At 63.3% G+C, this 24,929-nt stretch carries 32 protein-coding genes; 15 read left to right on the forward strand and 17 right to left on the reverse strand.

Annotation, left to right across the window (positions count from 1 at the left end; translation table 11 throughout):
- Positions 1-19: 19 nt before the first annotated feature.
- From tolB to hisB, 11 genes are all read right to left on the reverse strand, one after another.
- Positions 20-1,426, reverse strand: coding sequence for a Tol-Pal system beta propeller repeat protein TolB (gene tolB / locus K3165_RS11720; protein ID WP_221549083.1), 1,407 nt, complete (start codon positions 1,424-1,426; stop codon positions 20-22).
- Positions 1,427-1,429: 3 nt separating this feature from the next.
- On the reverse strand, positions 1,430-2,188 hold the full coding sequence (locus K3165_RS11725; protein ID WP_221549084.1) for an energy transducer TonB: 759 nt from the start codon (positions 2,186-2,188) through the stop codon (positions 1,430-1,432).
- Between the two features lie 9 nt (positions 2,189-2,197).
- A complete protein-coding gene (locus tag K3165_RS11730; protein WP_221549085.1) occupies positions 2,198-2,677 on the reverse strand; it encodes an ExbD/TolR family protein in 480 nt (159 codons plus the stop codon).
- A 1-nt stretch (position 2,678) separates the two neighbouring features.
- Positions 2,679-3,377, reverse strand: coding sequence for a protein TolQ (gene tolQ, locus K3165_RS11735; RefSeq protein WP_221549086.1), 699 nt, complete (start codon positions 3,375-3,377; stop codon positions 2,679-2,681).
- Positions 3,374-3,829, reverse strand: coding sequence for a YbgC/FadM family acyl-CoA thioesterase (locus tag K3165_RS11740; RefSeq protein WP_221549087.1), 456 nt, complete (start codon positions 3,827-3,829; stop codon positions 3,374-3,376). The genes tolQ and K3165_RS11740 overlap by 4 nt, the downstream gene beginning before the upstream one ends.
- Before the next feature lie 97 nt (positions 3,830-3,926).
- On the reverse strand, positions 3,927-4,304 hold the full coding sequence (locus K3165_RS11745) for a histidine triad nucleotide-binding protein (RefSeq protein WP_221549088.1): 378 nt from the start codon (positions 4,302-4,304) through the stop codon (positions 3,927-3,929).
- A gap of 2 nt (positions 4,305-4,306) precedes the next feature.
- A complete protein-coding gene (locus K3165_RS11750) occupies positions 4,307-4,621 on the reverse strand; it encodes a phosphoribosyl-ATP diphosphatase (RefSeq protein WP_221549089.1) in 315 nt (104 codons plus the stop codon).
- A gap of 19 nt (positions 4,622-4,640) precedes the next feature.
- Positions 4,641-5,414 carry an imidazole glycerol phosphate synthase subunit HisF gene (hisF, locus tag K3165_RS11755; RefSeq protein ID WP_221549090.1) on the reverse strand — a complete coding sequence of 258 codons (774 nt, stop codon included), beginning with the start codon at positions 5,412-5,414 and terminating at the stop codon, positions 4,641-4,643.
- Positions 5,411-6,139, reverse strand: coding sequence for a 1-(5-phosphoribosyl)-5-[(5-phosphoribosylamino)methylideneamino]imidazole-4-carboxamide isomerase (gene hisA, locus K3165_RS11760; protein WP_221549091.1), 729 nt, complete (start codon positions 6,137-6,139; stop codon positions 5,411-5,413). Before hisA ends, hisF begins: the two co-directional genes overlap by 4 nt.
- Complete coding sequence (gene hisH, locus K3165_RS11765) at positions 6,136-6,762, reverse strand: imidazole glycerol phosphate synthase subunit HisH (protein ID WP_221549092.1); 627 nt, start codon at positions 6,760-6,762, stop codon at positions 6,136-6,138. Before hisH ends, hisA begins: the two co-directional genes overlap by 4 nt.
- On the reverse strand, positions 6,755-7,348 hold the full coding sequence (gene hisB, locus K3165_RS11770; RefSeq protein WP_221549093.1) for an imidazoleglycerol-phosphate dehydratase HisB: 594 nt from the start codon (positions 7,346-7,348) through the stop codon (positions 6,755-6,757). Before hisB ends, hisH begins: the two co-directional genes overlap by 8 nt.
- Before the next feature lie 114 nt (positions 7,349-7,462).
- On the opposite strand from hisB, the gene K3165_RS11775 reads away from it, so the two are divergent.
- From K3165_RS11775 to K3165_RS11790, 4 genes are all read left to right on the forward strand, one after another.
- Positions 7,463-7,963: an SspB family protein gene (locus K3165_RS11775; RefSeq protein WP_221549094.1), complete on the forward strand. Its 501-nt coding sequence runs from the start codon at positions 7,463-7,465 to the stop codon at positions 7,961-7,963.
- A 38-nt stretch (positions 7,964-8,001) separates the two neighbouring features.
- Positions 8,002-8,439, forward strand: coding sequence for a hypothetical protein (locus tag K3165_RS11780; protein ID WP_221549095.1), 438 nt, complete (start codon positions 8,002-8,004; stop codon positions 8,437-8,439).
- 55 nt (positions 8,440-8,494) lie between these two features.
- A complete protein-coding gene (gene gmk / locus K3165_RS11785) occupies positions 8,495-9,142 on the forward strand; it encodes a guanylate kinase (protein ID WP_221549096.1) in 648 nt (215 codons plus the stop codon).
- Between the two features lie 81 nt (positions 9,143-9,223).
- Positions 9,224-10,846 carry a TIR domain-containing protein gene (locus K3165_RS11790; RefSeq protein ID WP_221549097.1) on the forward strand — a complete coding sequence of 541 codons (1,623 nt, stop codon included), beginning with the start codon at positions 9,224-9,226 and terminating at the stop codon, positions 10,844-10,846.
- Between the two features lie 9 nt (positions 10,847-10,855).
- On the opposite strand, the gene K3165_RS11795 is transcribed toward K3165_RS11790, so the two are convergent.
- Genes K3165_RS11795 through K3165_RS11805 form a run of 3 tightly spaced genes read right to left on the reverse strand, consistent with a single transcriptional unit; the run spans position 10,856 to position 14,001 of the window.
- Entirely contained in the window at positions 10,856-11,662 is an 807-nt protein-coding gene (locus K3165_RS11795) for an SDR family oxidoreductase (protein WP_221549098.1), read from the reverse strand.
- Positions 11,663-11,676: 14 nt separating this feature from the next.
- On the reverse strand, positions 11,677-12,816 hold the full coding sequence (locus tag K3165_RS11800; protein WP_221549099.1) for an acyl-CoA dehydrogenase family protein: 1,140 nt from the start codon (positions 12,814-12,816) through the stop codon (positions 11,677-11,679).
- A 3-nt stretch (positions 12,817-12,819) separates the two neighbouring features.
- Positions 12,820-14,001 carry an acyl-CoA dehydrogenase family protein gene (locus K3165_RS11805; protein ID WP_221549100.1) on the reverse strand — a complete coding sequence of 394 codons (1,182 nt, stop codon included), beginning with the start codon at positions 13,999-14,001 and terminating at the stop codon, positions 12,820-12,822.
- 171 nt (positions 14,002-14,172) lie between these two features.
- On the opposite strand from K3165_RS11805, the gene K3165_RS11810 reads away from it, so the two are divergent.
- From K3165_RS11810 to K3165_RS11850, 9 genes are all read left to right on the forward strand, one after another.
- Positions 14,173-15,024 (forward strand): SDR family NAD(P)-dependent oxidoreductase, encoded by an 852-nt coding sequence (locus K3165_RS11810; protein ID WP_221549101.1) that lies wholly within the window; start codon positions 14,173-14,175, stop codon positions 15,022-15,024.
- Positions 15,024-16,514, forward strand: coding sequence for an MFS transporter (locus K3165_RS11815; protein WP_221549102.1), 1,491 nt, complete (start codon positions 15,024-15,026; stop codon positions 16,512-16,514). Before K3165_RS11810 ends, K3165_RS11815 begins: the two co-directional genes overlap by 1 nt.
- 87 nt (positions 16,515-16,601) lie before the next feature.
- Positions 16,602-17,936: an acyl-CoA dehydrogenase family protein gene (locus K3165_RS11820; RefSeq protein WP_221549103.1), complete on the forward strand. Its 1,335-nt coding sequence runs from the start codon at positions 16,602-16,604 to the stop codon at positions 17,934-17,936.
- Entirely contained in the window at positions 17,936-19,021 is a 1,086-nt protein-coding gene (locus K3165_RS11825; RefSeq protein WP_221549104.1) for a Zn-dependent alcohol dehydrogenase, read from the forward strand. The genes K3165_RS11820 and K3165_RS11825 overlap by 1 nt, the downstream gene beginning before the upstream one ends.
- The gene (locus K3165_RS11830; protein WP_247714125.1) at positions 19,021-20,106 is read left to right on the forward strand and encodes a phosphotransferase family protein; all 1,086 of its coding nucleotides are present in this window, start codon (positions 19,021-19,023) and stop codon (positions 20,104-20,106) included. The genes K3165_RS11825 and K3165_RS11830 overlap by 1 nt, the downstream gene beginning before the upstream one ends.
- Before the next feature lie 49 nt (positions 20,107-20,155).
- Entirely contained in the window at positions 20,156-20,980 is an 825-nt protein-coding gene (gene dapD / locus K3165_RS11835; RefSeq protein WP_221549105.1) for a 2,3,4,5-tetrahydropyridine-2,6-dicarboxylate N-succinyltransferase, read from the forward strand.
- A gap of 91 nt (positions 20,981-21,071) precedes the next feature.
- Positions 21,072-21,404: a hypothetical protein gene (locus K3165_RS11840; protein WP_221549106.1), complete on the forward strand. Its 333-nt coding sequence runs from the start codon at positions 21,072-21,074 to the stop codon at positions 21,402-21,404.
- A 21-nt stretch (positions 21,405-21,425) separates the two neighbouring features.
- Entirely contained in the window at positions 21,426-21,653 is a 228-nt protein-coding gene (locus tag K3165_RS11845; RefSeq protein ID WP_221427627.1) for a hypervirulence associated TUDOR domain-containing protein, read from the forward strand.
- A 4-nt stretch (positions 21,654-21,657) separates the two neighbouring features.
- Positions 21,658-21,849 (forward strand): DUF3008 family protein, encoded by a 192-nt coding sequence (locus K3165_RS11850; RefSeq protein ID WP_221549107.1) that lies wholly within the window; start codon positions 21,658-21,660, stop codon positions 21,847-21,849.
- Positions 21,850-21,868: 19 nt separating this feature from the next.
- Here K3165_RS11850 and K3165_RS11855 read toward each other — a convergent pair whose 3' ends face one another.
- On the reverse strand, positions 21,869-23,146 hold the full coding sequence (locus tag K3165_RS11855; protein WP_425594406.1) for a dipeptidase: 1,278 nt from the start codon (positions 23,144-23,146) through the stop codon (positions 21,869-21,871).
- A gap of 81 nt (positions 23,147-23,227) precedes the next feature.
- Between K3165_RS11855 and K3165_RS11860 the strand changes: the two genes are divergently transcribed.
- Complete coding sequence (locus K3165_RS11860; RefSeq protein ID WP_221549108.1) at positions 23,228-23,518, forward strand: DUF427 domain-containing protein; 291 nt, start codon at positions 23,228-23,230, stop codon at positions 23,516-23,518.
- Positions 23,515-23,919 (forward strand): DoxX family protein, encoded by a 405-nt coding sequence (locus K3165_RS11865; protein ID WP_221549109.1) that lies wholly within the window; start codon positions 23,515-23,517, stop codon positions 23,917-23,919. The genes K3165_RS11860 and K3165_RS11865 overlap by 4 nt, the downstream gene beginning before the upstream one ends.
- Here K3165_RS11865 and K3165_RS11870 read toward each other — a convergent pair whose 3' ends face one another.
- Complete coding sequence (locus tag K3165_RS11870) at positions 23,920-24,171, reverse strand: SWIB/MDM2 domain-containing protein (protein WP_040966059.1); 252 nt, start codon at positions 24,169-24,171, stop codon at positions 23,920-23,922.
- A gap of 32 nt (positions 24,172-24,203) precedes the next feature.
- The gene (locus K3165_RS11875) at positions 24,204-24,785 is read right to left on the reverse strand and encodes a YbhB/YbcL family Raf kinase inhibitor-like protein (protein WP_247714126.1); all 582 of its coding nucleotides are present in this window, start codon (positions 24,783-24,785) and stop codon (positions 24,204-24,206) included.
- Positions 24,786-24,929 lie beyond the last annotated feature (144 nt).

Genomic DNA, 24,929 nt, shown 5'->3' on the forward strand with positions numbered 1-24,929 from the left:
CACGAATTCTTCAATGATCTTAGGGCAGGATCGGTCCCCAGGCCGGGTCCGATGCATCGACCGGCGTAGGCAGTCGGCGCTCGTTCTCGCCCGTCAGGTCGACCTGCCACAGCGAGGTCGCGCCGGTGTTGCGTGCCGTGCGGAAGAACTGGATGATCCGGCCGTTGGGCGCCCACGTGGGTGCCTCGTCCTGCCAGCCATTCGTCAGCTTGCGCAATCCGCGCCCGTTCGGGTTCATGACGGCGATGTTGAAGTCGCCGGCGATGTGCGTGAAGGCGATCTGGTCGCCGCGCGGGCTCCACTCGGGCGTTGCCGAACGCCCGCCGAAGAAGGTCAGGCGGCGCTGGTTCGAACCGTCGGCATCCATGATGTAGATCTGCTGGCTGCCCGAACGGTCGCTCTCGAACACGATCCGGCTGCCGTCGGGCGAATAGGACCCACCGATGTCGATGCCCGGTGTGTCGGTGAGTCGCTCGCTGCGGCCACCCTGAGCCGAGACGCGGTAGATATCGGTATTGCCGCCGACTGCCATCGAATAGAGGATCCAGCGACCATCCGGGCTCCAGCGCGGGGCGAAGGTCGGGTTGTCGCTCTGCGTGACCAGCGTCTGGCGACCGGTACCGATGTCATAAACATAGATACGCGGATTGCCGTCGACATAGCTCAGGTAGACGAGCTGCTTGTAGTCGGGCGAGTAGCGCGGCGTAAGCGCGGTCGAACGGCCCGTGGTGATGAAGCGGTGGTTCGCCCCGTCGCTATCCATGATCGCAAGGCGCTTGGTGCGTTTATCCTTCGGGCCGGTTTCGGCGATATAGGCGATGCGGCTGTCGAAGAACGGGCTTTCGCCGGTCAGGCGCGCATAGATGAGGTCCGAACACTTGTGCGCCGCACGGCGCCAGTCGGCGGGCGAGACCACCCAGCCCTCGGCCACGAGGCGCTGCTGGAGCGCCATGTCGTAGAGATAACAGCCGACGGTCAGACGGTCGTCGCTGCGCGCACGGACATAGCCGTGCACCAGCATTTCCGCGCCGCGCACACCCCAGGTCGACCATACGGGCGAGGTAATGTTGGCGAATTCCGGCTTGGGCAGTGAATCCGGACCGGTCGGCTTGAACAGGCCGTTGTTGCGAAGGTTTGCGGTGATGACGCGGGCAAGCTCCTCGCCCAGCGCGGCAGTGCCGTTGGCGTTGGCGGGCGTCGAGACATTGCGGTCGGTCGCGAAGGCGGGGATTGCGATGCCGAGGTCATCGAGCGAGCTGTCATCCGACACCGTGCCGCGCAGCGGCCCGTCGCCGTCATCGCCCTCGACAGCTACCGCTTCGACTTCCTGGCCCTCGCCCATCGGTTCGCCGAGATCCTGGTTCTGGGCGGCCACCGGCGCAGCGACGAGCGCGATCAACGGGGTCAGGGCTATAAGAAATTTCATCGTTCAGAGCCTTCTGTCGAATTGCCATTCGAGTTCGTCCCACTGATCGTAGAACCTCTCGTCAAGCTTGAAAGGTTGGGCGAGCTGGATCGCCCGGATTGCGCGTTCGGCGTGTAGGGCAGCCTGCGCACGGTTGGAATCATTGATGCCGCTCTGGCTGACCAGCCGCGGACGGCCATTGAGCGTCCCGTCGGGATTGAGGCGCCATGCGACAACGCTCACCAGCAGTTCGCTATCGACGCCGGAAGGCACGCTCCAGTGCGGGCGCAGCGCGCGGGTAATCGCCGAAGACAAGGCCGCCCGCTCCGAGCGACCGAACGTAGCAGCCGGAGCGCGGGTCTCGTTGGTATTCGCGCTCGAACCGCGTCCCTCGAGGAAGTTGTCACCGATACGCGAACCGCCGGCCTTCTCGGTCGGACGCGGCTGCGGTTGCTGGCGCGGTTGTTCGGGTCGCGGACGCGGCGTGCTGTCTCGCACCGCTGCGCGGTTCTCGGTCGGCTGCGGCGGCGCATCGGCGACCGGCGTTCTCGGGGTATCGGAAAGCTCCGAAGCGATCGCGGCGCGGCTTTCCGGAACCGGATCGGGCGCGGTGGCCTCGAGGCCGATTTCATCGACGAGGCTGACCGTCATGCGCTCGGTCCGGTCGACCTGCGGAGCCGGGAAGAAGCCCTGGATTACTATCGCGGCGAGCAGCAACAGGTGCAGGGTCACCGCGACGATAAGTCCGGTGCGCTCCTCTGTCCTGATGCCTGTCCTCTCCATGACGTCTGGCTATTCCCCGGAAGGTGAACCCGCGTTGACCGGCGGGCTCGATTGACCGCCGTTGGTAACGAGCGAAATCCGGTTGAGACCGGCGCGGTTCAACTCGCCCATGACTGCCATGACGCGCCCGTAGTCGAGCGCACGGTCGGCGCGAAGCGTCACATCGGGGCCCTCGCCTGCGCGCGGGATCGCTTCGAGCGCTTGCGGCAGGCCGCCGACGGGCACCTGCGCATCGTCGATATAGACATAGCCTTCGCTATCGATGCTGATCGAGACCTGCTGCGCGTCCTGCGGCAGCGCATTGGCGCGGCTGTCGGGCAGCTGGATCGGGACGCCGGCGGTCAGCAGCGGCGCGGTGACCATGAAGATGATCAGCAGCACCAGCATGACGTCGACGAAGGGTGTAACGTTGATTTCGGACATGGGGCGGCGGCCACCGCGTCCGCGGAGCCTGCGTGTCCCTTTGCCGGATCCCAGCGCCATCGCCATCTTAGCGCTGCTCCAGCTGGCGGCTGAAGCTCGCGTTGAGCTTGTCGGAGAAGCGGTGCAGGCGGCTCTCGAAACGTTCGACGGAATGGCTGAAGCGGTTGTAGGCGATAACTGCCGGGATAGCCGCAAACAGGCCGATGGCGGTTGCGAACAGCGCCTCGGAAATGCCCGGCGCAACGACGGCGAGCGAGGAGCTTTCCTGCGCGCCGATCTGGAAGAAGCTGTTCATGATCCCCCAGACCGTGCCGAACAGGCCGACGAAGGGGGCTACCGCGCCGACGGTGGCGAGGAAGTTCAGGCGCACCGCAATGTCGTCCGCTTCCTGCGCGACCTGGCTTTCCATCGCCGTCGTAATCCGCTCGCGAACGGCTTCGCGGTCGCGGATCTCGCCGCGCGAGGAACGCCGCCACTCGGCCACACCCGCCTGCGCAACGCGGGCAGAGGGAATGTCGCGATTGCCGCGCTCGGACATGAAGCGGTCGAAGCTTTCGGCCTGCCAGAACTCGCTTTCGTAATCGCGCGTCGCCCCGTTGAGCTTGCGCATGCGCAGGCTGAAGGAAACAATGATCGTCCAGACCCAGATGCTGGCGAGGATCAGGCCGAACATGACGGCCTGGACCACGATATCGGCATCGAGGAACAGCTGGATCGGATCGAGCCTAGTGGGCGCACCGACGGAAAGCAGGGGGAGGTTGGTCATTGATCTCCGCTCGAATTGACGAAGCGCGCGAATGCCTCGCGCCATTCTTCGGGCTGGCGAATGGGCCTGCCGCTTGGTGAAACGAAACCGACGCGCAAGTGTGCCTCGGCAAGCAATTCATCTCCGCGCATCGCGCGCTGGTGCATCCGGCAGGATGCGGCCTTGAGCTCGGTGCAACTCGTCTCGATCAGGACATCGTCGTCGAGCTTGGCCGGGCGGAGGTATTTGAGGATGATTTCGGACACGGCATAGGCGCCCTCACCCGCCTCGATCGCGCTACGCTGGTCGATTTCCAAGCGGCGCAAGAGGTCCGAACGGGCGCGCTCGAACCAGCGCAGGTAGTTTGCGTGATAGGTGATGCCCGAAAGGTCCGTGTCCTCGTAATAGACACGCACGGCATACAGGTGCCGGTCGCCTTGGATGATACCGTCGGGAGAATTGGGCAGTGACATTCGGCTTGGCGCTCTAGCGCAGCGAAGATTCACTGCAAAGCCGCCTTTCGGCTCCAGGACATGAACGGCGGTGAAACGAGTCCTGCGTGCGGCGAAATTATCGTGCGATCATCGGCCCGAGGAACTGACCGCCGAAAATATGGACATGCAGGTGCGGCACTTCCTGCCCGCCATGTGCGCCGATATTGGCCATCATGCGATAGCCGGGTTCCACCAGCCCCTTGTCCCGCGCGACCTTGCCGACGGCGCGGATAAAGCCCGCGATCTCCTCTGCACCGGCCTTCGCGCTGAAATCGTCCCAGCTGACATAGCGGCCCTTGGGAATCACCAGCGTGTGCACTTCGGCCTGCGGATTGATGTCCTCGAAGGCAAAGGCCCACTCGTCCTCGTAGACCTTGGTCGAGGGGATCTCGCCGCGCAGGATTTTCGCGAAGATGTTGTTGTCGTCGTACGGCAGCGTCGGATCGATCGGCATGATTATTCGCCCCTGCTCGCTTTTTCTTCGAGACCCGAAGTGCCTTCGCGCCGGTCGAGTTCGGCCATGACATCGGCCAGCGGCACGTCCTTGACCTGCAGCAGGACCAGAAGGTGCATCAGCAGGTCGGCGCTCTCCGAAACCAGTTCCTCGCGCGTGCCGGACATGGCGGCGATCACCGTTTCGACTGCTTCCTCGCCAACCTTTTGCGCCATCTTGCCGAGGCCCTTCGCCTTGAGCGCGGCGACGTAGCTCTCGTCCGGCGAGGCGAACATGCGTTGGGCGATGGTGGCCTCGAGGCGGGTCAACGTATCCATGAAAGCGGTCCTAGGGCGATCAGCCGCGCGCAGGCAAGCCTGCCGCGCGCAAGGCGCGGTGCGCTTCGCCGATGGAGTGCTGGCCGAAGTGGAAGATCGATGCGGCAAGCACGGCGCTGGCATGGCCCTGCGTCACGCCCTCGACGAGGTGTTCCAGCGTGCCGACGCCGCCGCTGGCGATCACCGGAACAGAGACGCTGTCGGCAATCGCGCGGGTGAGTTCGAGGTCGTAGCCCTGCTTCGTCCCGTCGCCGTCCATCGAGGTCACGAGCAATTCGCCCGCGCCAAGTTCGGCGAGCTTCTGCGCATGTTCGATGGCATCGATGCCGGTCGGTTTGCGTCCGCCATGGGTATAGATTTCCCAGCCGCGAAAGCCCTCGCCCTCGGTCTTGGCGCGGGCATCGACGCTGGCGACTATGCATTGGCTGCCGAACTTGTCCGCGATCTCGCGCACCAATTCTGGCCGGGCAACTGCTGCGGAATTGACGGCCACCTTGTCGGCCCCTGCGAGTAGCAGTGCGCGTGCATCCTCGACGCTGCGGACACCTCCGCCAACTGTCAGCGGCATGAAGCAGACAGCAGCAGTACGCTGCACGATCTCGAGCAGCGTCCCGCGCCCTTCGTGGCTTGCCGAGATATCGAGGAAGCAAAGCTCGTCAGCTCCCGCGCGGTCATAGGCTTGCGCCTGCTCGACCGGATCGCCTGCATCCTTGAGATCGACGAAGTTGACACCCTTCACGACGCGCCCGTCGGCCACGTCGAGACAGGGAATGACGCGGATACGGACGGTCATGCGCGTGCCGCCACTGCGAGCGCGGCGGAAAGGTCCAGCCGCCCGTCATAGAGTGCGCGACCGGTAATCACGCCTTCGATGCCGTCCTTGGCATGAAGCGAGAGCACGTGGATATCTTCGATACCCTTGACCCCGCCGCTGGCGATCACCGGAATGTCCACCTGGCGGGCGAGGTCCACCGTTGCGTCGAGGTTCACGCCCTTGAGCAACCCGTCGCGCCCAATGTCGGTGAAGAGAAGGCTGGCGACGCCCGCATCCTCGAACCGGCGGGCCAGGTCGATCACGGGCACGTCCGACACGTCGGCCCAACCCTCGGTCGCGACCATGCCATCCTTGGCATCCACCGCGACGACCACGCCGCCCTCGAAGGCGCGCGCCATGTCCTTGACGAACTCGGGGTCCTTCAACGCTGCCGAGCCCATGACCACACGAGAAACGCCTGCATCGAACCAGCCCTCGACATCTTCGCGCTTGCGGATGCCGCCGCCGAGTTGGACGTGGCCGGGAAATGTCTCGACGATCTGCTCGACTGCCTCGCGGTTCTGGGCAGAGCCGGCGAACGACCCGTCGAGATCGACCACATGCAGATGCCCCGCCCCGGCCTCGGCAAACAGCTTGGCCTGCGCGGCAGGGTTATCGCCATAGACGGTGGCGCGGTCCATATCGCCCTCGGCGAGGCGAACCACCTGTCCTGCCTTGAGGTCGATTGCGGGGAAGACGATCACGGTTTCCACTCCAGGAAGCGGGAAAGAAGGGTGAGCCCGTAGCTCTGGCTCTTTTCGGGATGGAATTGCACCCCGAGGATGTTGTCACGACCGACGGCTGCGACAAGACCGCCGCCATGGTCGGTCATCGCCAGTACGTCCTTCCCGCTGTTGGCGTGGAAGTGATAGGAATGGAGGAAATAGGCCTCGCCCTCCTCGATCACCTCGTGGTTCTTCGCATGCGGCGTCATGGCCACGTCGTTCCAGCCCATGTGAGGGACTTTCACGCTGGTATCGGTCGGCTTGATCAGCCGCACCTCGCCCTCGATCCAGTCGAGTCCGGGCGTTACGCCGTGCTCAAGGCCGCGCGTGGCGAGCAGCTGCATGCCGACGCATATGCCGAGAAACGGCGCACCGCCCACGAACACCCGCTCTCGCATGGCCTCGATCACGCCCTTTTCGGCGCGGAGCCCTGCCGCGCAGGCGTTGAAGCTTCCCACCCCGGGAAGGATGATCCGGTCCGCAGCACGCAGCACGTCGGGATCGGCGGTAACCTTTACCTTGGCTCCTACCCGCTTCAGCGCGTTCTCGACCGAATGCAGATTGCCCGCGCCATAGTCGACGAGAGCGATAACCTCAGCCACCCAGCTGCCCCTTGGTGCTCGGGATTGCGCCGCCCTTGCGCGGATCGATTTCGACCGCGCTGCGCATGGCGCGCGCCAAGCCCTTGTAGATCGCTTCGCAGATGTGGTGGTTATTCGTGCCGTAGAGCAGCTCGATATGCAGCGTCAGCCCGCAGGTCTGCGCGACCGAATGGAACCAGTGCTCGATCAGCTCGGTGTCCCATTCGCCCAGCTTTTCCTGGCTGAACCCGGCCTTCCACACGAGATAGGGACGACCCGAAATATCGAGCGCCACCCGCGCCAGCGTCTCGTCCATCGGCGAGAAGGCGCTGCCGTAACGCGCGATGCCACCCTTGTCTCCGAGCGCGGCGGCAAGCGCCTGACCCAGTGCCAGCGCGCTGTCCTCGGTGGTGTGATGCTGGTCGACATGGAGGTCGCCATCGACCTTCATCGTCACGTCGATCAGCGAGTGCTTCGAAAACTGTTCGACCATGTGATCGAGGAAACCGATGCCGGTGGAGACATCATAGCTTCCGTTCCCGTCGAGGTTCACCTCGACAAGGATCTTGGTTTCTTCGGTGTTTCTTTCGATACGGCCTGTACGCATGGCTCGGAGCCTATAGGCGGCTTACGCGCACGCGCAAGAAATTGCCGCTTCTTGCAGGGTAAAGACTGGCTTAAAGCGCTTGACCGCAGGCCCCGGCAGTTCCACTTATATTGCATGAGCGAAGATACGCCTGACAGCATGATCCCATACGACACCATCGTGCAGGAGGCCCTGCGCGCAGTGGTCGGCCGGGTGCTGGGCGAAATCGAGCAGGGCGGCAGCGAGCTGCCCGGCGCGCACCATTTCTACATCACTTTCAAGACGCACGCTCCCGGCGTGTCGATCCCGGCGAGCCTGCGCGAGCGGTTCCCCGACGAGATGACGATCGTGCTGCAGAACAAGTTCTGGGACCTGAATGTGCGCGAGGACGGCTTCTCGGTCGGCCTGTCGTTCAACCAGATCCCGGCAGAGCTCGACATTCCCTATGCCGCGATCACGCAATTCGTCGATCCGGCGGTCGATTTCGGCCTGCAGTTCCAGGCAACGGTCGCCGACATGGCCCCTGCCCCCACCGACGAAGCCGGAAATGACGAGGAACAGGGCGAGCCTGCACCCGTTGAAGGTTCGGAAGACGGCTCGAACGTCGTCACGGTCGATTTCGGCCGCAAGAACTAACCCGCGGGGCAATGCCTCGCTGACAAGCAGGGGCAAACATGGGTCTGGCCAAGGAAGAGAAAGCCAATCACGTCACCGACCGGGTGAGCGATGCGGTGGCACGCGTCGAGCGCGAGGTGTCGGGCGAAACCACCGTGCCTGGCCCAAGTCCCAACCCTGCCACCAACCTGCTGATTCACGAGATCATATTGCGCAGCGCTGGCCGCCTGACACGTCACACGGTCGAAAAGGCGCTGCTGGGCCGCAAGTATGGTAGCCAGTTCGCCAAGGAAGCGGTCGAGAACCGCTCGATCGTGCACACGCTGGCGGCCTATGGCGTGACCAAATACGCCACCAAGTCCGTTCCGGGCGCGCTCATCGTGGGCCTCGGGCTGGTCGGCAAGACGCTGTTCGACCGCAGCCAGTCGCGGCGCAAGGCCCGCCGCAAGGGCGAGAAGACGATCCGCGGACAGGCCGACGGCGATACGCTCGCCTGAGCATTCCGGGAGGCTGCACCCTTGATCGCGCGCGCGCCATGCGCCAACAGCGCGCATGGCCGAATCCGCACCAGACAATGACAAACTCGCCCGCCGCGGGCTGATGTTCATCCTTTCCTCGCCCAGCGGCGCAGGCAAGACGACGATCAGTCGGATGCTGCTCGGCGCCGATGACGAGATCAAGCTTTCGGTCAGCGTCACCACCCGCCCTCCGCGGCCCGGCGAGGTGGACGGTGTGCACTACTATTTCGTCGACGATGCAGAATTCGACCGCATGGTCGAGGAAGACGATTTCTACGAATGGGCGCATGTTTTCGGGCATCGGTACGGCACGCCGAAGGGCCGTATCCGTAACGCGCTGAAGGAAGGCCAGGACTTCCTTTTCGATATCGACTGGCAGGGCACGCAGCAGCTGTTCCAGAAGGACCAGCAGGACGTCGTCCGCGTATTCATCCTGCCGCCGAGCATCGCCGAACTAGAACGACGCCTGCGCAGCCGCGGCACCGACAGCGAGGAAGTCGTGCAGGCCCGTATGGAACGCGCCCGCGCCGAGATCAGTCACTGGGACGCCTATGACTACGTGGTGATCAACGAGGACGTGAATGCGTGTTTCGCCAAGGTGCGCGAAATCCTCGATGCCGAACGGATGAAGCGCCAGCGCCAGACCGGCCTGATCCCCTTCGTGCGTGAACTGATGAGCTAGGCCGCCGCGCTCGCTTGCGCGTTATCAGGCGTTATGCTTCAATAATCGGTAAAAATCCGGTCGCCATCCGGAGATAACAGAATGGCCGATATCTTCCTGTCCTACTCGTCGAAGGACAAGGCGCGCCTCGCGCCCCTTGTCGATGAGTTGCGCGCACGCGACCGCAGCGTGTGGTGGGACCGCGAACTGGTTGCCGGCCCGGCCTTTGCCGATTGCATCGAGGATGAGCTGCACAAGGCCAAGTGCGTGCTCGTCGCATGGTCGGAGCACTCGGTTGCTTCGCACTGGTGCCGCGACGAAGCTGCGGTGGGGCTCAAGCGGAACGTGCTGGTACCTTTCCGGATCGACGACATCATGCCGCCACTGGGATTTCGCTCGTCCCACACACCCGACCTTGCCGGCTGGCCCGACCGCGAAGGCGAGCTGGGCCAGCTGATGGCAGGCGTGGCGGAATGCCTCAAGGTTGCCATTCCGGTCCCCAACCGTAGCGCGCAGACTGCAGCGACCGAGAAGACGCTCCTCATCCTACCCTTCCGGCAAACCGGTGGAGGAGCGGACGACGACTATTTCGCCGACGGGCTGATCGAGGACGTGACCTCCGAGCTGTCACATATCCAGCAATTGCAGGTAATCTCTCGCAGCACGGCCTTCGAATTCAAGGAAAGCCCTACGCCGCCCGACGCCATTGGCAGGCGCCTCGGTGCCACGGCAGTGCTAACCGGCAGCATCAGGCGGGCCGGCGATCGCGCGCGCATATCAGCAGCGCTGGTCGAAACGGAGAGCGGAAAGACCATCTGGTCGGAGACTTTCAACCGGACGCTGGAAGACATCTTCGCCGTGCAGGACGAATTGACGAGCGAGATCGTGACCGCGCTCGACGTCAAGCTGGTTCATGGCGAGCAAGCGCGCCTCAACCGCAGCCGCTTCAAGTCGGTAGAGGCAGGGCACGTCTTCTACCGCGGGTTGTTCGAGTTTCATCGCTTCGAACCCGAGACCATGCTCCAAGCCCGGCGACTGTTCAGCGAATTCGTAGCGATGGAGCCAGAATCAGTGCTCGGCTATGCGTGGCTCACGACGACCTGGGCCGCTTCGCTCTTGGTCCAGTGGGAAGCGCCGCAGGACGCGCTTCCCGCGATGCAGGAAAATGCCGCAAAGGCACTCGCCATCGATCCCGACAATGCAGCGGCGCTCATCGGCAATGTCTATTTCCACGTTCTGACGGGAAATCTGGACGCGGCGTACGACTTTGCGCAGCGCGCCGTACGCAGCGCGCCCAGTTCAGACGAGGCACTGTTCGCGCGCGGATGGGTTGAGATGTTCCTCGGCCGGTTCGACCAGTCGATCGTCAGCCTCGAAAAAGCACTGCGTCTGGCCCCGATCCCCAGCGCCGTGAGGCTGGGCGTGGCAGCAACGGCCTATCGCAACGCGCAGCGCTACGATAAATCGATCGAGATTTTCCGCCAGCTTATCGAACGCGAACCGCAATTCCTGTTCGGCTATTCGGGCCTGGCCTCGGCGCTTGCCATGAGTGGAGACATGGGTGGTGCGCGCAAGATGGTTGCAGAGGTGCTGCGGATCGAGCCGGACTTCACCATCGAACGGTTTATAACGCCCGATTTCTACCGCGACCCAGCGGTGATGCAGGGATGCGCCGACGCGCTGGCGAAGGCAGGAATGCCTTCGACCAGCACGCAGGACGCCTGAGCGAGTGCCTTAGCGACCGCCCGCCGGATCGGCGAAGTGGGTCGGCAGATGGGCATTCACGATACCGCCGTCGACGGTCAGCGTTTCGCCGACCGTGTAATCGCCCGCGCGGCTCGCGAGATAGACGGCGCTGCCGCCCATGTCGTACTTGTCGCCTACGCGCTTGTTCGGGATACCCGCCGCGCTTTCGGCTTCCATGTCGCGCGCGACCTTGTTCATGTTCGAAGGGAAAGCGCCGGGCGCGATGTTGGTCATGTAGATATGGTCCTTCACCAGCCGGGCAGCCATGCGGCGCGTCAGGTGGATCAGCGCGGCCTTGGACGCCTGGTAGGAATAGGTCTCCCACGGATTGATACGCTGGCCGTCGACCGAGGTGATGTTGATCACCTTGCTCGGCTTGTCCTGGCTGGCGTTGGCAGTCAGCAGCCCGTGGAGCTTCTGCGTCAGGAAGAAGGGGGTCTTGACGTTCAGGTCCATGACCTTGTCCCAGCCCGCTTCGGGAAACTCGAGATAATCCGCGCCCCATGCGGACCCCGCATTGTTGACGAGGATGTCGAGATGGTCTTCGCGGCCCGAAATTTCCGCGACCAGTTCGTCGATCCCTTCGAGCGTGGAAATATCACCCTGGATCGGGATCACTCGCTCGCCGAGTTCCTCTGCGGTATCGTGCAGTTCGCCGCCCTTGCGCGCGGTGATGTAGACGCGCTCGCATCCTGCCGCGAGGAAGCCTTCCACGATCATGCGGCCGATGCCGCGGCTGCCGCCCGTCACGAGGGCGATGCGGCCCTTGAGGCTGAACATATCTTCAAGTGTCATTGTCTCTCTCCCGCTCAGTAGCCGCTCATCTCGGCCACCCGGCCTGCGTGGTAATACATGTCGCCGAGGAATTCCTGCAGCGCACGGTCACGCTTCATATAGAGGCCGATGTCGTATTCGTCGGTCATGCCGATACCGCCGTGCATCTGCACGCCTTCCTTCACTGCAAGACCGGCGGCCTTTGCGACCTTGGCCTTGGCGACGCTGGCCATGAGGTCGGCCTTTTCGCTACCGCCATCGAGCAGCTGCGCCGCCTTGATGGTGACGGCGCGGGCGATCTCGACTTCCGAATAGAGATGCGCGGCGCGGTGCTGCAGCGCCTGGAATTCACCGATCAGCTTGCCGAACTGCTTGCGCTGCTTGAGGTAGTCGACGGTCATGTCCATCGCGCCGCTCGCAACGCCGCAGCCTTCCGCAGCCGCGCCGACACGGCCGGCCATGAGCATATTGTTGAGCACTTCGCGCCCTCCATCGACCTCGCCGATCACGGCATCGCCGTCGAGCTCGACACCGTCGAAGGTGACGTGGCTCGCCATCGAACTGTCGACGAGGCGCACGCTGTCGTGGCTCATGCCGCTGGCGTCCTGCGGTACTGCGAAAAGGGTGATGCCGTCGGCATCGCTGTCACCGCCCGAAGTACGCGCGGCGACGACGATCATCTCGCTCGAAGCGCCATAGACCACGTAGTCTTTCTTGCCCGACAGCTTGAAGCCGTTGCCCGATTTCTCCGCCTTGCAGGCAATGGTCTCGGGGCGGTGCTTGGCGCCTTCGTCGATCGCGACGCTATAGACCTTCTCGCCTTCGATCAGGCCCGGCAGCCAGCGGCCACGGACATCGTCGCTGCCGTGCTTGAGCGCAGTCGCTGCAAGCACGGAAGAGGACAGGAAGGGCGACGGGGTGAGGTTGCGCCCGATGTTCTCGAGCACGATGCCGGCTTCCACATGGCCCATGCCGAGCCCGCCGTCGTCTTCATCCACCAGCATGCCGGTGAAGCCCATTTCGGCAAACTGCTTCCACAGGCCATGGCCGAAGCCGTCCTTGCAATCGCGGTCGCGCCAGTGGCGCAGCTGTTTCGCAATCGCGCCCTCTTCGGACATGAACTGCTGTGCGGTCTCGGCCAGCATTGCCTGGTCGTCGTCGTAATAAAGAGGCATCGATCAGGCTCCCGGCAGGTCGAGGATACGTTTCGAGATGACGTTGAGCATGACTTCGCTCGTACCGCCCTCGATCGAATTGGCCTTGGTGCGCAGCCAGTTGCGTGCAGGCTTGCCGCCGCTGGTCTCGTCGCTCTCCCATTCGAGGGCGCGGCTACCGCCCGCCGCCATCATCAGTTCGTGACGGCGCTTGTTCAGCTCGGTCCCGGCGTATTTCATCATGTTCGGCTGGGCCGGATGGCCCTTGCCGACTTTCATCTCGTCGAGGAACTTCTCGCCCATCGCGGTGTAGGCCAGCGCATCGACATCGAACATCGCGAGCTCTGCGCGCAGCACTGCGTCGAGTTCGCCGGCATTGCGCTTCATAGCTGCGCCGATAGCTGCCGTGCGATCGCCACCGCCAGCGCCCGAGATCATCTCGCGTTCGTGGCCGAGCAGGTACTTCGCAACGTCCCAGCCGCGATTGATTTCGCCGACATAGCCGGGAATGTCCTCGCCATAGCTCTTGGGCACCTTCACATCGTCGAAGAAGGTTTCGCAGAAGGGGCTGTTGCCGCTGATCAACTTGATCGGCTTGGTCGAGACGCCTTCGCCCGCCATGTCGAACAGCATGAAGGTGATGCCCTGGTACTTGTTCTGCTTGTCGGTGCGGACGAGGCAGAAAATCCAGTCTGCTTCATCGGCATAGGAAGTCCAGATCTTCTGGCCGTTGACGACCCAGTGGTCGCCCTTGTCTTCGCCGAAGGTCTGCATCGAGACGAGGTCCGAACCCGAACCCGGCTCCGAATAGCCCTGGCACCAGCGGATTTCGCCAGCGGCGATCTCGTTGAGGAAGCGCTTCTTCTGGCCTTCGGTGCCGAAGTGCAGCAGCGCCGGGCCAAGCATCCAGATGCCGAAGCTCGACAGCGGCGGGCGTGCACCCATGCGGGACATTTCCTGGCGCAGGATCTTGCCTTCGGCGGGGCTGAGACCGGCACCGCCATACTCCTTGGGCCATTCGGGCACGGTGTAGCCCTTGTCGCGGCAGGCTTCGAACCATGCCTTCTGGGCATCGTTCTTGAAGGTGGCGTTGCGGCCACCCCAGTAGATATCCTGTTCATCGCGAACGGGTTGGCGCATTTCGGGGGGGCAATTGGCTTCGAGCCACTCGCGCGTTTCGGCGCGGAAAGCTTCCAGATCGGACATGACCGACTCCTCTCTCATATCTCTCCAGTTGACGTTTACGTTAGGGTGATTCGCACAGGAGTCGCAAGGGCGATCACGGCGACGCGCCATGCCGTAGCGTCAGGCGGTTTGCGTTGACGTAAGGGGCAGTGCGCCTAAGCTTGAGGCCGAGGATTTCCGGGAGAGAAAGACATGCGGTTCAGCGGCAAGACGGTGATTGTCACCGGTGCGGCATCGGGCATCGGTGCGGAAGCTACGCGCCTTTTCGCGAGCGAGGGTGCGACGGTGTTCGCATCGGACATCGACGATGATGGCGGCAGCAAGCTTGAAAGCGAAACGGCCGGGGACGTCCGCTATCGCCATTGCGACGTCTGCTCGCCCGAAGACATCCGCAAGCTGATGGACGGCGCGGCGAAAGAGACCGGCGGGATCGACGTGGTCTTCAACAATGCCGGCGCGGGCGGCGCACGTCCGGGAATCGACGAAATCGAGCCCGACGAATGGGACCGCACGATGGACCTCCTGCTGCGCTCGGTGGCGATGGGCATTCGCTATGCGGTACCGCACATGAAGGGCCGCAAGGGCGCGAGCATCGTTAATGTGTCCAGCGTCGCAGCGGTCGGCCCGGGCTATTCGCCAACCGCCTATGCAGTAGCCAAGGCAGGCGTGTTGCACCTGACGAAGTGCGCAGCGACCGATCTCGCGCAACACGGCATTCGCGTGAACGCGGTGCAGCCCGGCTTCATCAACACGAACATCTTCACCTCATCGCTCGAAGTGCCCGAGGAGATGGTCGATACCGCCAAGGCGGCAATCGCGCAGATGTCCTCCAATGCCCAGCCGGTGATGCGTGGCGGGCAGCCGCGCGACATCGCCGAGGCAGTGGCCTTCCTTGCCAGCGACGCGGCCGGCTTCATGACCGGCGCATCGATGATCGTCGATGGCGGCATAACGCTCGGACCTCGTCACAGCTGGGATCCGGAAACCCCGGGCATGTTCGAAGCCCTTGAAGCCATGGAGAAACAGGCCCAAGGCCGCAGCTAATGGCTTTCGTCACCGGTCCCCTGCCCCAGCGTCTCAAGATCATCCATGGGTCCGGTGCAGTTGCATTCGGGGTCAAGGACCTGGGGTTCAGCTTCTTCCTGCTGATATTCTACAACCAGGTGCTCGGCATGGATGCGCGGCTCGTCAGCCTTGCGCTGCTGATCGCATTGCTCGTCGATGCGGTCATCGATCCGATCATCGGCAACCTTTCCGACCGGACCTACACAAGGTGGGGCAGGCGTTTGCCGTGGCTCTACATCGCGCCGGTTCCGCTGGCGATCATGTGGGTGCTCCTGTGGCATCCGCCCGGCGGTGAGGCGCCCGGTTTCCTCGGCCTGATCGCCATCGCAGTGGGTGTGCGGATCCTGTTGTCGGCCTGCGAGGTCCCGTCGATCAGCCTGGTGCCGGAAATCACGCAGGATTACGACGACCGCACCACCCTGTTCCGTTACCGGTTCCTGTCCGGCTGGCTGGGCGGGATCGTGATGATGATCCTTGCCTACACGGTGTTCATGTCCGGACCGGACGGCCTGCTCCAGCAGGAAGGCTATCTCGGCTTCGGCGTCTTCGGCGCGGCGCTCATGGTGCTGTCGGTTATGGGCTCGGCGCTGGGCCAGCACCGCCTGATCGCGCAATGGCCCGAAAGGCGCCCACCACCCTTCTCGCTGAAGAACGCCTTCCAAGAGATTTTCGACGCGTTTTCCGAGCGCAGCTTCCTGTTCTTCGCGGCCGGTGCGTTGGCAGCCTACGTCAACCAGGGCATGACGTTCTCGATCTCGAACTACCTCAACGTCTTCGTCTGGCAGCTCGACCAGCCGCTGATTGCGGGCGGGCCCGACTGGTTTACCGGACTGCTGGGTTATGCGCTGACGCTGTTCCTGTCGGTCGTGCTGATGTTCTTCGTGGTAGGCCAGATGCACCGCGCTTTCGGCAAGGCGAAGAGCGCGGCGATCGGCGCTTACGGCAGCATCGTACTGGGCCTTGCGCCGTACCTCCTGCTACTGATGGGAGCCTGGCCGGAGACAGGCACTGCCGTGTCGACTTTCGCCTTTCTCGGCATGTTGCTGTTCGCCAACATGTTCGGCGTGATCATGATGGTTTCCGCCACCTCGATGATCGCCGAAATTGTCGAAGCGTTCGAAGAGCGAACCCACCGGCGCGCGGAAGGCGCGTTCTATTCGGGCAATTGGCTGATCCAGAAATGCGCCACCGGCCTCGGCATCTTCCTGACCGGCCAGATCGTGGCCGCCTCGCAACTGCCCGACGGAGCCCGTGCGGGCGATGTCGATGCATCGGTGCTGTCGCACATGATCACCTATTACGGCGCTGCTGCCATCGTGCTCGCGATCGTCGCGGCCTTCTGGCTCGGCCGATTCCCGATCAGTCGGGCCGAACACGAGGCGCGTGTCGAGACTTTGGCCAAACGCCGCAAGCGGGCGCTTGACGCTGCGGCACGCGGGGACATCGACGCGGGGACCATCGTTCCCTGACAAATTGAAGCAAGAATCCGCTTGGCGAGGCGCTGGCACCTATGCCAGTTTCGTGAAGCAACCGATTTAGAGAGAGAGGATTAGAAGATGGATTTCCAGCCCACCGAGAGGCAAGCATACTGGCGCGACCGGGTAAAGAACTTCATCGAGGATCATGTCCGCCCCGCCGTCCCGACCTACAAGGCGCAGGACGCAGAAGGTGACCGCTGGAAAGTCATCCAGGTGGTCGAGGACCTCAAGGCAAAGGCCAAGGCCGAAGGTATCTGGAACCTCTTCATGCCGCCGCGCAACGACGGCCACCACCATGTGGAAGAGACGTTCGATTTCGAGGGCCCGGGCCTGACCAACCTCGAATATGCGCTGTGCGCAGAGGAAATGGGCCGCATCGGCTTTGCTTCCGAAGTCTTCAACTGCTCCGCGCCCGACACCGGCAACATGGAAGTCTTCCATCGCTACGGCACGCGCGAACAGAAGGACAAGTGGCTCACCCCGCTCATGAACGGCGAAATCCGTTCGGCCTTCCTGATGACCGAGCCTTTCACGGCTTCGTCGGATGCGACCAATATCGAGACCCGCATCGAGCGCGACGGTGACGAATATGTCATCAATGGCCGCAAGTGGTGGTCCTCTGGCGTGGGCGATCCGCGCTGCAAGGTCGCCATCGTGATGGGCAAGACCGATTTCTCGGCCGGCCGCCATGCGCAGCAGTCGATGATCCTGATGCCGATGGATGCGCCGGGCGTGAAGATTCTCCGCCACCTGCCCGTCTTCGGCTACGACGATGCGCCGCACGGCCACATGGAAGTCGAACTCAAGGACGTGCGCGTTCCGGTCACCAACATGCTGCTGGGCGAAGGCCGCGGTTTCGAGATCGCGCAGGGCCGCCTCGGCCCGGGCCGCATCCATCACTGCATGCGCACCATCGGCGTCGCCGAGGAAGCGCTGCACAAGATGTGCAAGCGCCTCCAGGAGCGTGAGGCATTCGGCAAGCCGATCTACAAGCACTCGGTCTGGGAAGAGCGCGTTGCGCGCGCCCGTATCGACATCGACATGACCCGCCTGCTCTGCCTCAAGGCCGCCGACATGATGGACAAGGTCGGCAACAAGGCCGCCAAGCAGGAAATCGCAATGATCAAGGTGCAGGCGCCCAACATGGCGCTCAAGATCATCGACGATGCCATCCAGGCGCATGGCGGCGGCGGCGTGTCGGACGACTACGGTCTCGCCAATGCCTACGCCCACCAGCGTACGCTGCGCCTTGCCGACGGTCCGGACGAGGTCCACGCCCGCTCGATCGCACGCATGGAATTCGCCAAGCACATGCCGGAAGAAGGTCCGACCGCCAACGCGCTGCGTGACGGCAAGGCCCCGACCGACGGCAGTTCGAACCTAAGCTCCGGCGACATGGGAGCGACGCGCTGATGGCGAAGGCTGCAATTCTTGAGCAGGTCGGCGGGCTGACGATCGGCGAGGTTGAACTCGCCGATCCGGCCCCGCACGAGGTCCTGATCGACACCAAGGCCTGTGGCCTCTGTCATTCGGACCTGCACTTCATCGAAGGCACCTACCCGCATCCCCTGCCCGCCATTCCGGGCCATGAGGCTGCAGGCGTCGTGCGTGCAGTCGGCAGCGAAGTGAAGACCGTGAAGGTAGGCGACCACGTCGTCTCCTGCCTTTCCGCCTTCTGCGGCCACTGCGAATTCTGCGTCACCGGTCGGATGGCGCTTTGCATGGGTGCGGACACGCGCCGCGGCCAGACCGCGGCGCCGCGCATCACGCGCAACGGCGGCGAGACGGTTGCCCAGATGCTCAACCTGTCGGCCTTCTGCGAACAGATGCTGATCCACGAGCATGCCTGCGTCGCGATCGACAAGGATATGCCGCTCGACCGTGCTGCGGTCATCGGTTGCGCCGTGACGACCGGCGCGGGCGCGATCTTCAACGCCTGCTCCGTCGTTCCGGGCGAAACCGTCGCCGTGGTCGGATGTGGCGGTGTGGGTCTTGCCACCATCAACGCTGCCAAGATTGCCGGTGCCGGCAAGGTCATCGCCATCGATCCGCTACCCGAGAAGCGCGAACTCGCGCAGGTCCTCGGCGCGACGCACACGGTCGATGCAATGGCCGAAGATGCCGTCGAGCAGGTGATGAAGATCTCCGGCGGCGGCGTGCATCACGCGATCGAGGCCGTCGGCCGTCAGGCTTCGGCAGACCTGGCCGTGAAGGTCCTTCGCCGTGGCGGGACCGCGACAATCCTCGGCATGATGCCGCTCGACTGCAAGGTCGGTCTCGGTGCGATGGACCTGCTCTCGGGCAAGAAGCTCCAGGGCGCGATCATGGGGATGAACCACTTCCCGGTCGACCTGCCGCGCCTCGTGGACTTCTACATGCGCGGCCTGCTCGATCTCGACACGATCATCGCCGAGCGCATCCCGCTCGAGAAGATCAACGAGGGCTTTGAAAAGATGAAGGGCGGCCATTCCGCCCGCAGCGTGGTGGTGTTCGACTGATGAGCGAAACAGGCATGCCCGAAATCGACTTCGACAAGGAAATGGTCGGCACGATCGACGTGCCCGAACGCGACCAGCTCGACATGGACAAGCTGACCGCGTGGTTCGAAGCCAATGTCGAGGGTTTCGAAGGCCCGATTTCCTATTCGAAGTTCAAGGGCGGCCAGTCGAACCCGACCTACCGGATCGACACCCCGAACCGCTCTTACGTCCTGCGCCGCCAGCCCTTCGGCAAACTGCTGCCGAGCGCGCATGCCGTGGACCGCGAATACAAGGCCATGCACGCGCTCGGTCCGACGGGCTTCCCCGTGCCGAAGACCTACGGCCTTTGCGAAGATCCCAAGGTCATCGGCTCGAAGTTCTTCGTCATGGGCCTCGCTGATGGCCGCTCGCTGTGGAACGGTTCGCTGCCGAACAACACTCCGCAAGAACGCCGCGAAATCTACAACGCCATGATCGACACCATGGCCGAGCTCCACTTGCGCAAGCCGGACGAGATCGGCCTCGGCGACTACGGCAAGCCGACCGACTATTGCGCGCGCCAGATCGCGCGCTGGTCGAAGCAGTACAAGCTCTCCGAAACCGAGCACATGGAGAAGATGGAGCGGCTGATCGAATGGCTGCCGCAGACCATCCCGCCGCAGCATGAAAGCAGCGTGGTCCACGGCGATTACCGCCTCGACAACATGATTTTCGCGAAGGACGAGAACAAGGTCCTCGCGGTTCTCGACTGGGAGCTGTCGACGCTGGGCGATCCGATTGCGGATTTCAGCTATCTCATGCTTAACTGGCACAATCCGCATGACGGGCGTGCCGGCCTGCTGGGCCTCGACCTCGAAAAGCTGGGCATTCCCTCGCAGGACGAGGCCGTGGAACGCTATGTCGCGAAGACCGGCTATCCTGTCCCGCCGATGGACTGGTATTTCGCCTACAACCTCTTCCGGCTTGCAGGCATCATGCAGGGCATCAAGAAGCGCGTGATCGACGGCACCGCGTCTTCAGCTCATGCCAAGTCGATGAGCGAGCGTGTCGGGCCCTTGGTCGACCGCGCCTACGAATTCGCGCAAGCGGCGGGGATGGACTAGCGCGCCTACGCTGCTAACGACCTCTCCGAAAGTTCAAACGGAGACCAGCATGAGCGCCGACCTCGAAAACCGCATCGAAGCCGCGTGGGAAGACCGCGCCAACGTCACGCCGCGATCGAGCGACGTGCGCGAAGCGGTCAATGCGGCGCTGGCGATGCTCGACAGCGGCGAGGGCCGCGTTGCCGAGCCTGACGGCAAGGGCGGCTGGACGGTCAATCAGTGGCTCAAGAAGGCCGTGCTCCTGTCCTTCCGTCTCAACGACAACCGCGTGATGGACGGCGGCAGCGCCGGTCACCCCGCCTTCGACAAGGTGCCGAGCAAGTTTGCCGGATGGGACGATGCCCGCTTCCGCGAGGCCGGCTTCCGTGTCGTGCCCGGCGCGATCGCGCGCGAAGGCGCCTACATTGCGCCCGGCTGCGTATTGATGCCCAGCTTCGTCAACATCGGCGCCTATGTCGGCAAGGGCACCATGGTCGACACCTGGGCCAGCATCGGCTCCTGCGCGCAGATCGGCGAGAACTGCCATATCTCGGCCGGTGCAGGCATCGGCGGCGTGCTCGAACCCATGCAGGCCAACCCGACCATCATTGGTGACAACTGCTTTATCGGCGCTCGCTCCGAGATCGTCGAAGGAGTGATCGTGGGCGAAGGCTGCGTCGTTTCGATGGGCGTCTTCATCACCCAGTCGACCAAGATCGTCTATCGCGACACCGGCGAAGTGATCCGCGGCCACCTCCCGCCCTATTCGGTGGTCGTGCCCGGCACGCTGCCCGGCAAGGATGGCGGCCCCGGCCTCGCCTGCGCGGTGATCGTGAAGACGGTCGATGCCCAGACCCGCGAGAAAACCGGGATCAACGACCTCCTGCGCGACTGAGTGACCTCCCCCCGACAGGGGAACATTCGCCAGATTGGACCGTAGAACTGCCTGAAACACGCGGGATCGCGGATTTAGGGAGTATTTTCCGGTGCACAAAGAAGGCGACGAAGTTCACATTACCGACACCGAGGCAAGCGGCGGCTCGAAAGAGGGCGTCGTGCGGTGGATCCTTGCCGGCGGCTTGCTGCTCGCCATCATCCTCATGTCGATCGTCTGGATCATTCCCGCGATGACGCAGGGCGATGTCGAGGAAGAAGCTACGGTCAGCGGTGAAATCGAGTCGATGGAAGAAGAAGGCGACGGAACCGACAGCATCGTCGGCGTTCCGAGCCAAACCGACCTCGGCAACGACCAGGACCCGGTCGCACCTCTGGAAGATCAGACCGAATACGAGGACGGAATCGAAGTTATCGAGAACTGACCGTCACGAAGGAGAGGTCGCATGAGCAATTCCAACAGTTTCCAGACCGACCAATATGTCAAATGGAACTGGGGCAACGGCGAAGGCAAGGGCCAGATCAAGGAGCGTTTCGAACGCGAGGTCACCCGCACCCTTCAGGGTACCGAAGTCACCAAGGATGGTGACGGAGACAACCCCGCCTACCTGATAAAGCAGGAAGATGGCGACGAAGTGCTCAAGCGCGGCAGCGAACTCGAAGCGCAGGACTAGTCGCATGCCCAAGGCAAACAGCAAGGCTCAGCAGCAGGCTGCAGGAGCGGCCCTGTCCGCAAAACGGGGCGAGAGCGACAAGAGCGACCTTCAGGGCGCCTCGAAGCAGATGTACGAATCCATGACCGAGGACGAGCTGGAGGAAATGGCCTCCACCGACCGCTCCGACTTGCCCGAAACGGCCGGTGACGACTGATCCCGGCTGCGACTAGCGATCAATCCGTGGGATCGCGGTCCGCGCCTGCGGGATATTCGATCGGTGCTGCACCCGACTGGCTGGCAGCATAGGCCTCGGCCTCGCGCATCACGCGCAGCATGTTTCGCATCGAGATCTTTTCCAGATCGGCCTGCGAATAGCCGCGCCGCGCAAGCTCTTCGAACAGGGCCGGATAACCTGAGACATCTTCCATTCCGACCGGGCCGTGCGGCATGCCGTCATAGTCCCCGCCGATACCGATGTGATCGATCCCAGCCACTTCGCGGATATGATCGATGTGATCGGCCATGTCGGAAATCGTCGAAACAGGCTGGCGGTTCTCGGCGTCCCACTTCGCCATGCGCGCCTCGACCTCGTCCGGCAGGCCCGCGAAAAGCGCCTCGAGCCGGGCCTTTTCGGCGGCACGACTGGCGGCATGGTTGCGCAGGTCGTCGTTGATGAACCACGGCAGCGCGACCACCATCACGATACCGCCGTTCACCGGCAGGCGCTCCAGCACGCTATCGGGAACATTGCGCAGGTGACCGGTCACGGCGCGCGCGCCCGAATGGCTGAAGATCACCGGTGCGCGGGCGACGTCGAGCGCGTCGTGCATCGCCTCTTCGCTGACATGGCTCAGGTCCACCAGCATGCCGATGCGGTTCATCTCGCGCACGACATCCATGCCGAATTCGTTCAATCCGCCATGGCGCGGAGCGTCGGTCGCGCTATCTGCCCAGTCGAGTGTGCGGCCGTGGGTCAGGGTCATGTAGCGCGCGCCCAGATCGTACATCTGGCGCAGCACGGCGAGGCTGTTGCCGATCGAATGGCCGCCTTCCATGCCCATCAGTGATGCGATCCTGCCATTGGCAATGGCTTCTTCCACATCGTCTGCGGTCAGCGCGAGCTGCAGCGCATCCGGGTTCTGAGCGATCAGCCGCTTGGTGACGTCGATCTGTTCCATCGTCATCTGGACCGCCTCGGGCTCTTCCAGCGATGCGCTGACATAGACCGACCACCACTGCGCGCCGACCCTGCCCTGGCGCAGCCGGACGATATCGCTGTGCATCGCCTTGCGCTGCGCGGTCTCGGTGTCGAGCGTATCGACGAAATCGAAATCCTCGATCTCGTTCCCGAAGCGGGCGCGTAGCTGGATCGGCACATCATTGTGTCCATCCCAGACAGGTGCGGCTTCGAGCGCGGCTGCAGCGACTTCTTCGGGCGTCTCCTGCGCAGCAAGCGGGGACGCGGCGAGGCCGAAGGCTGCGAGGACGGCAAAACGATAGCTGGTGGACACGCGAATTCTCTCCCGTTCGGAACCCTAGGGCTTTTCGATGGCTCTTCTAGCGAAAGCGCTGGCAATGGAAAGGGACAGCACATGACCGTCGTAGCCCGGTGGAACGGGGAAGAGATCGCCCGCAGCGACAACACCGTCGTGGTGGAAGGAAACCACTATTTTCCCGCCTCCGACGTTGCCCGCAGTGCCCTTACGCCGAGCGAGAAGACCACATTCTGCCCATGGAAGGGTACGGCGCAATACCACTCGGTAAATGCGGGCGGCGCCATCAACGCCGACGCTGCCTGGTATTATCCCTCGCCCAAGGAAAAGGCCGCCGAGATCAAGGACCGGATCGCCTTCTGGAACGGCGTCGAGGTCACCGAAGAGTGATCCGTATCGCGCTGTGCTGGCTGCTGGCTGCCTTCTATGCGCTGGCGGGTTATGCCCATATCGCCGATCCCGAGCCCTTCCTCGCGATCATGCCGGACTGGGTCCCTGCGCCTGGAGCGGTCGTGCTGTGGACCGGAATCGCCGAATTGCTAGGCGCAGCAGCGCTGGTCCAGCCTTGGTCGGTGAATTTGAGGAAAGCGGGCGCAATCGGCCTCGCGCTATACGCAGTCTGCGTCTTCCCCGCGAACATCAATCATTTCGCCATGGACATGGCGCGCGACAGCGGGGGTCTGGGCCTTGCCTATCACGTACCGCGCATGATCGCGCAGCCCGTGCTCGTCTGGCTGGCCCTGTGGGTCGGCGGCGTCACGGACTGGCCGTGGCGCCGCCGCTCCGCATGATTACGACATGTGCTTCGAGACGGCACCGGTCATCTTGAACATGGAAATCTGTTCCTTGCCGATGACTGCGCCGAGCTTGTCGTCGGGATTGATCATGCGCTTGTCCTTCGAATCCTGAAGGTTGTTCGCCTTGATGTGATCCCACACTTTCGAAGTGACCTGGGCGCGGGTCATGGGGCCCTTGCCGACCACGTTCTCGAGTTCCGGCGACAGGTTCACCGGCTTCTGCAGTGCGTTGTTCTTGCCAGCCATTTCAGGTTCCTTTCAGTTGGCTATTCTTATCATTAATCTTCGATATCGAAGTCTTCCGCGTCCAGCTCCTCGACCTCGTGCCCTTCGAAACGGGCGGAGAGGATCGCGGCAGCCGTGACGTGTCCCTTGATGTTCTTGACCAGCTCTTCATGCGTCGCGCCGGGCATCAGCGTCATCGGCAGGTCGAGTGCAAAGAGCTGGAATACGTAGGTATGTTCGACGCCCAGCGGCGGATCGGGCAGGAGCCATTCGGAGTTGCCCTGGCTGTTCTTGCCGGTGCGCGGCGGAGCTTCGCCTTCGAACAGCGCGCCCTTCTGGCCCTTGAGGCCCCAGACGAGCCAGTGGACCTTGCCGTCGGTCGTATCCTCGACGACGAGTGCCAGCTCCTGCGTACCCGGAGGGGGAGCGGTCCATTCAAGCGGAGGCGCGACTGCATCGTCCTCGATTGCGGTGAAGCTGGGATCGAGTTCGCCGCCATGGCGGAAGGCCGGGCTGCTAAGCGCGAAACCGGATTTGCCGAGCACCTTCTCCTCGGCGACTTCGCCGATGGTCAGCGGCTTGGCGACCGCGCTTCCGACTGCCTGCTGGACCCAAGAGGGCACACCCGTACTCAATTCTTCACTCCAAAATTCTCGCGCCAATCTGCGCATTGGGTGGGCAAGCTAGGCATAGCGACCCGCAAATTGCTATGGCGCAGGGGGCAATTTGCACCGTTTTCGCGTCCAAACCGCCCTGTTTTCCACCGAAAGGGCCCCCGA

The organism is Qipengyuania xiamenensis, from assembly GCF_019711495.1.
Classification (GTDB): domain Bacteria; phylum Pseudomonadota; class Alphaproteobacteria; order Sphingomonadales; family Sphingomonadaceae; genus Qipengyuania; species Qipengyuania xiamenensis.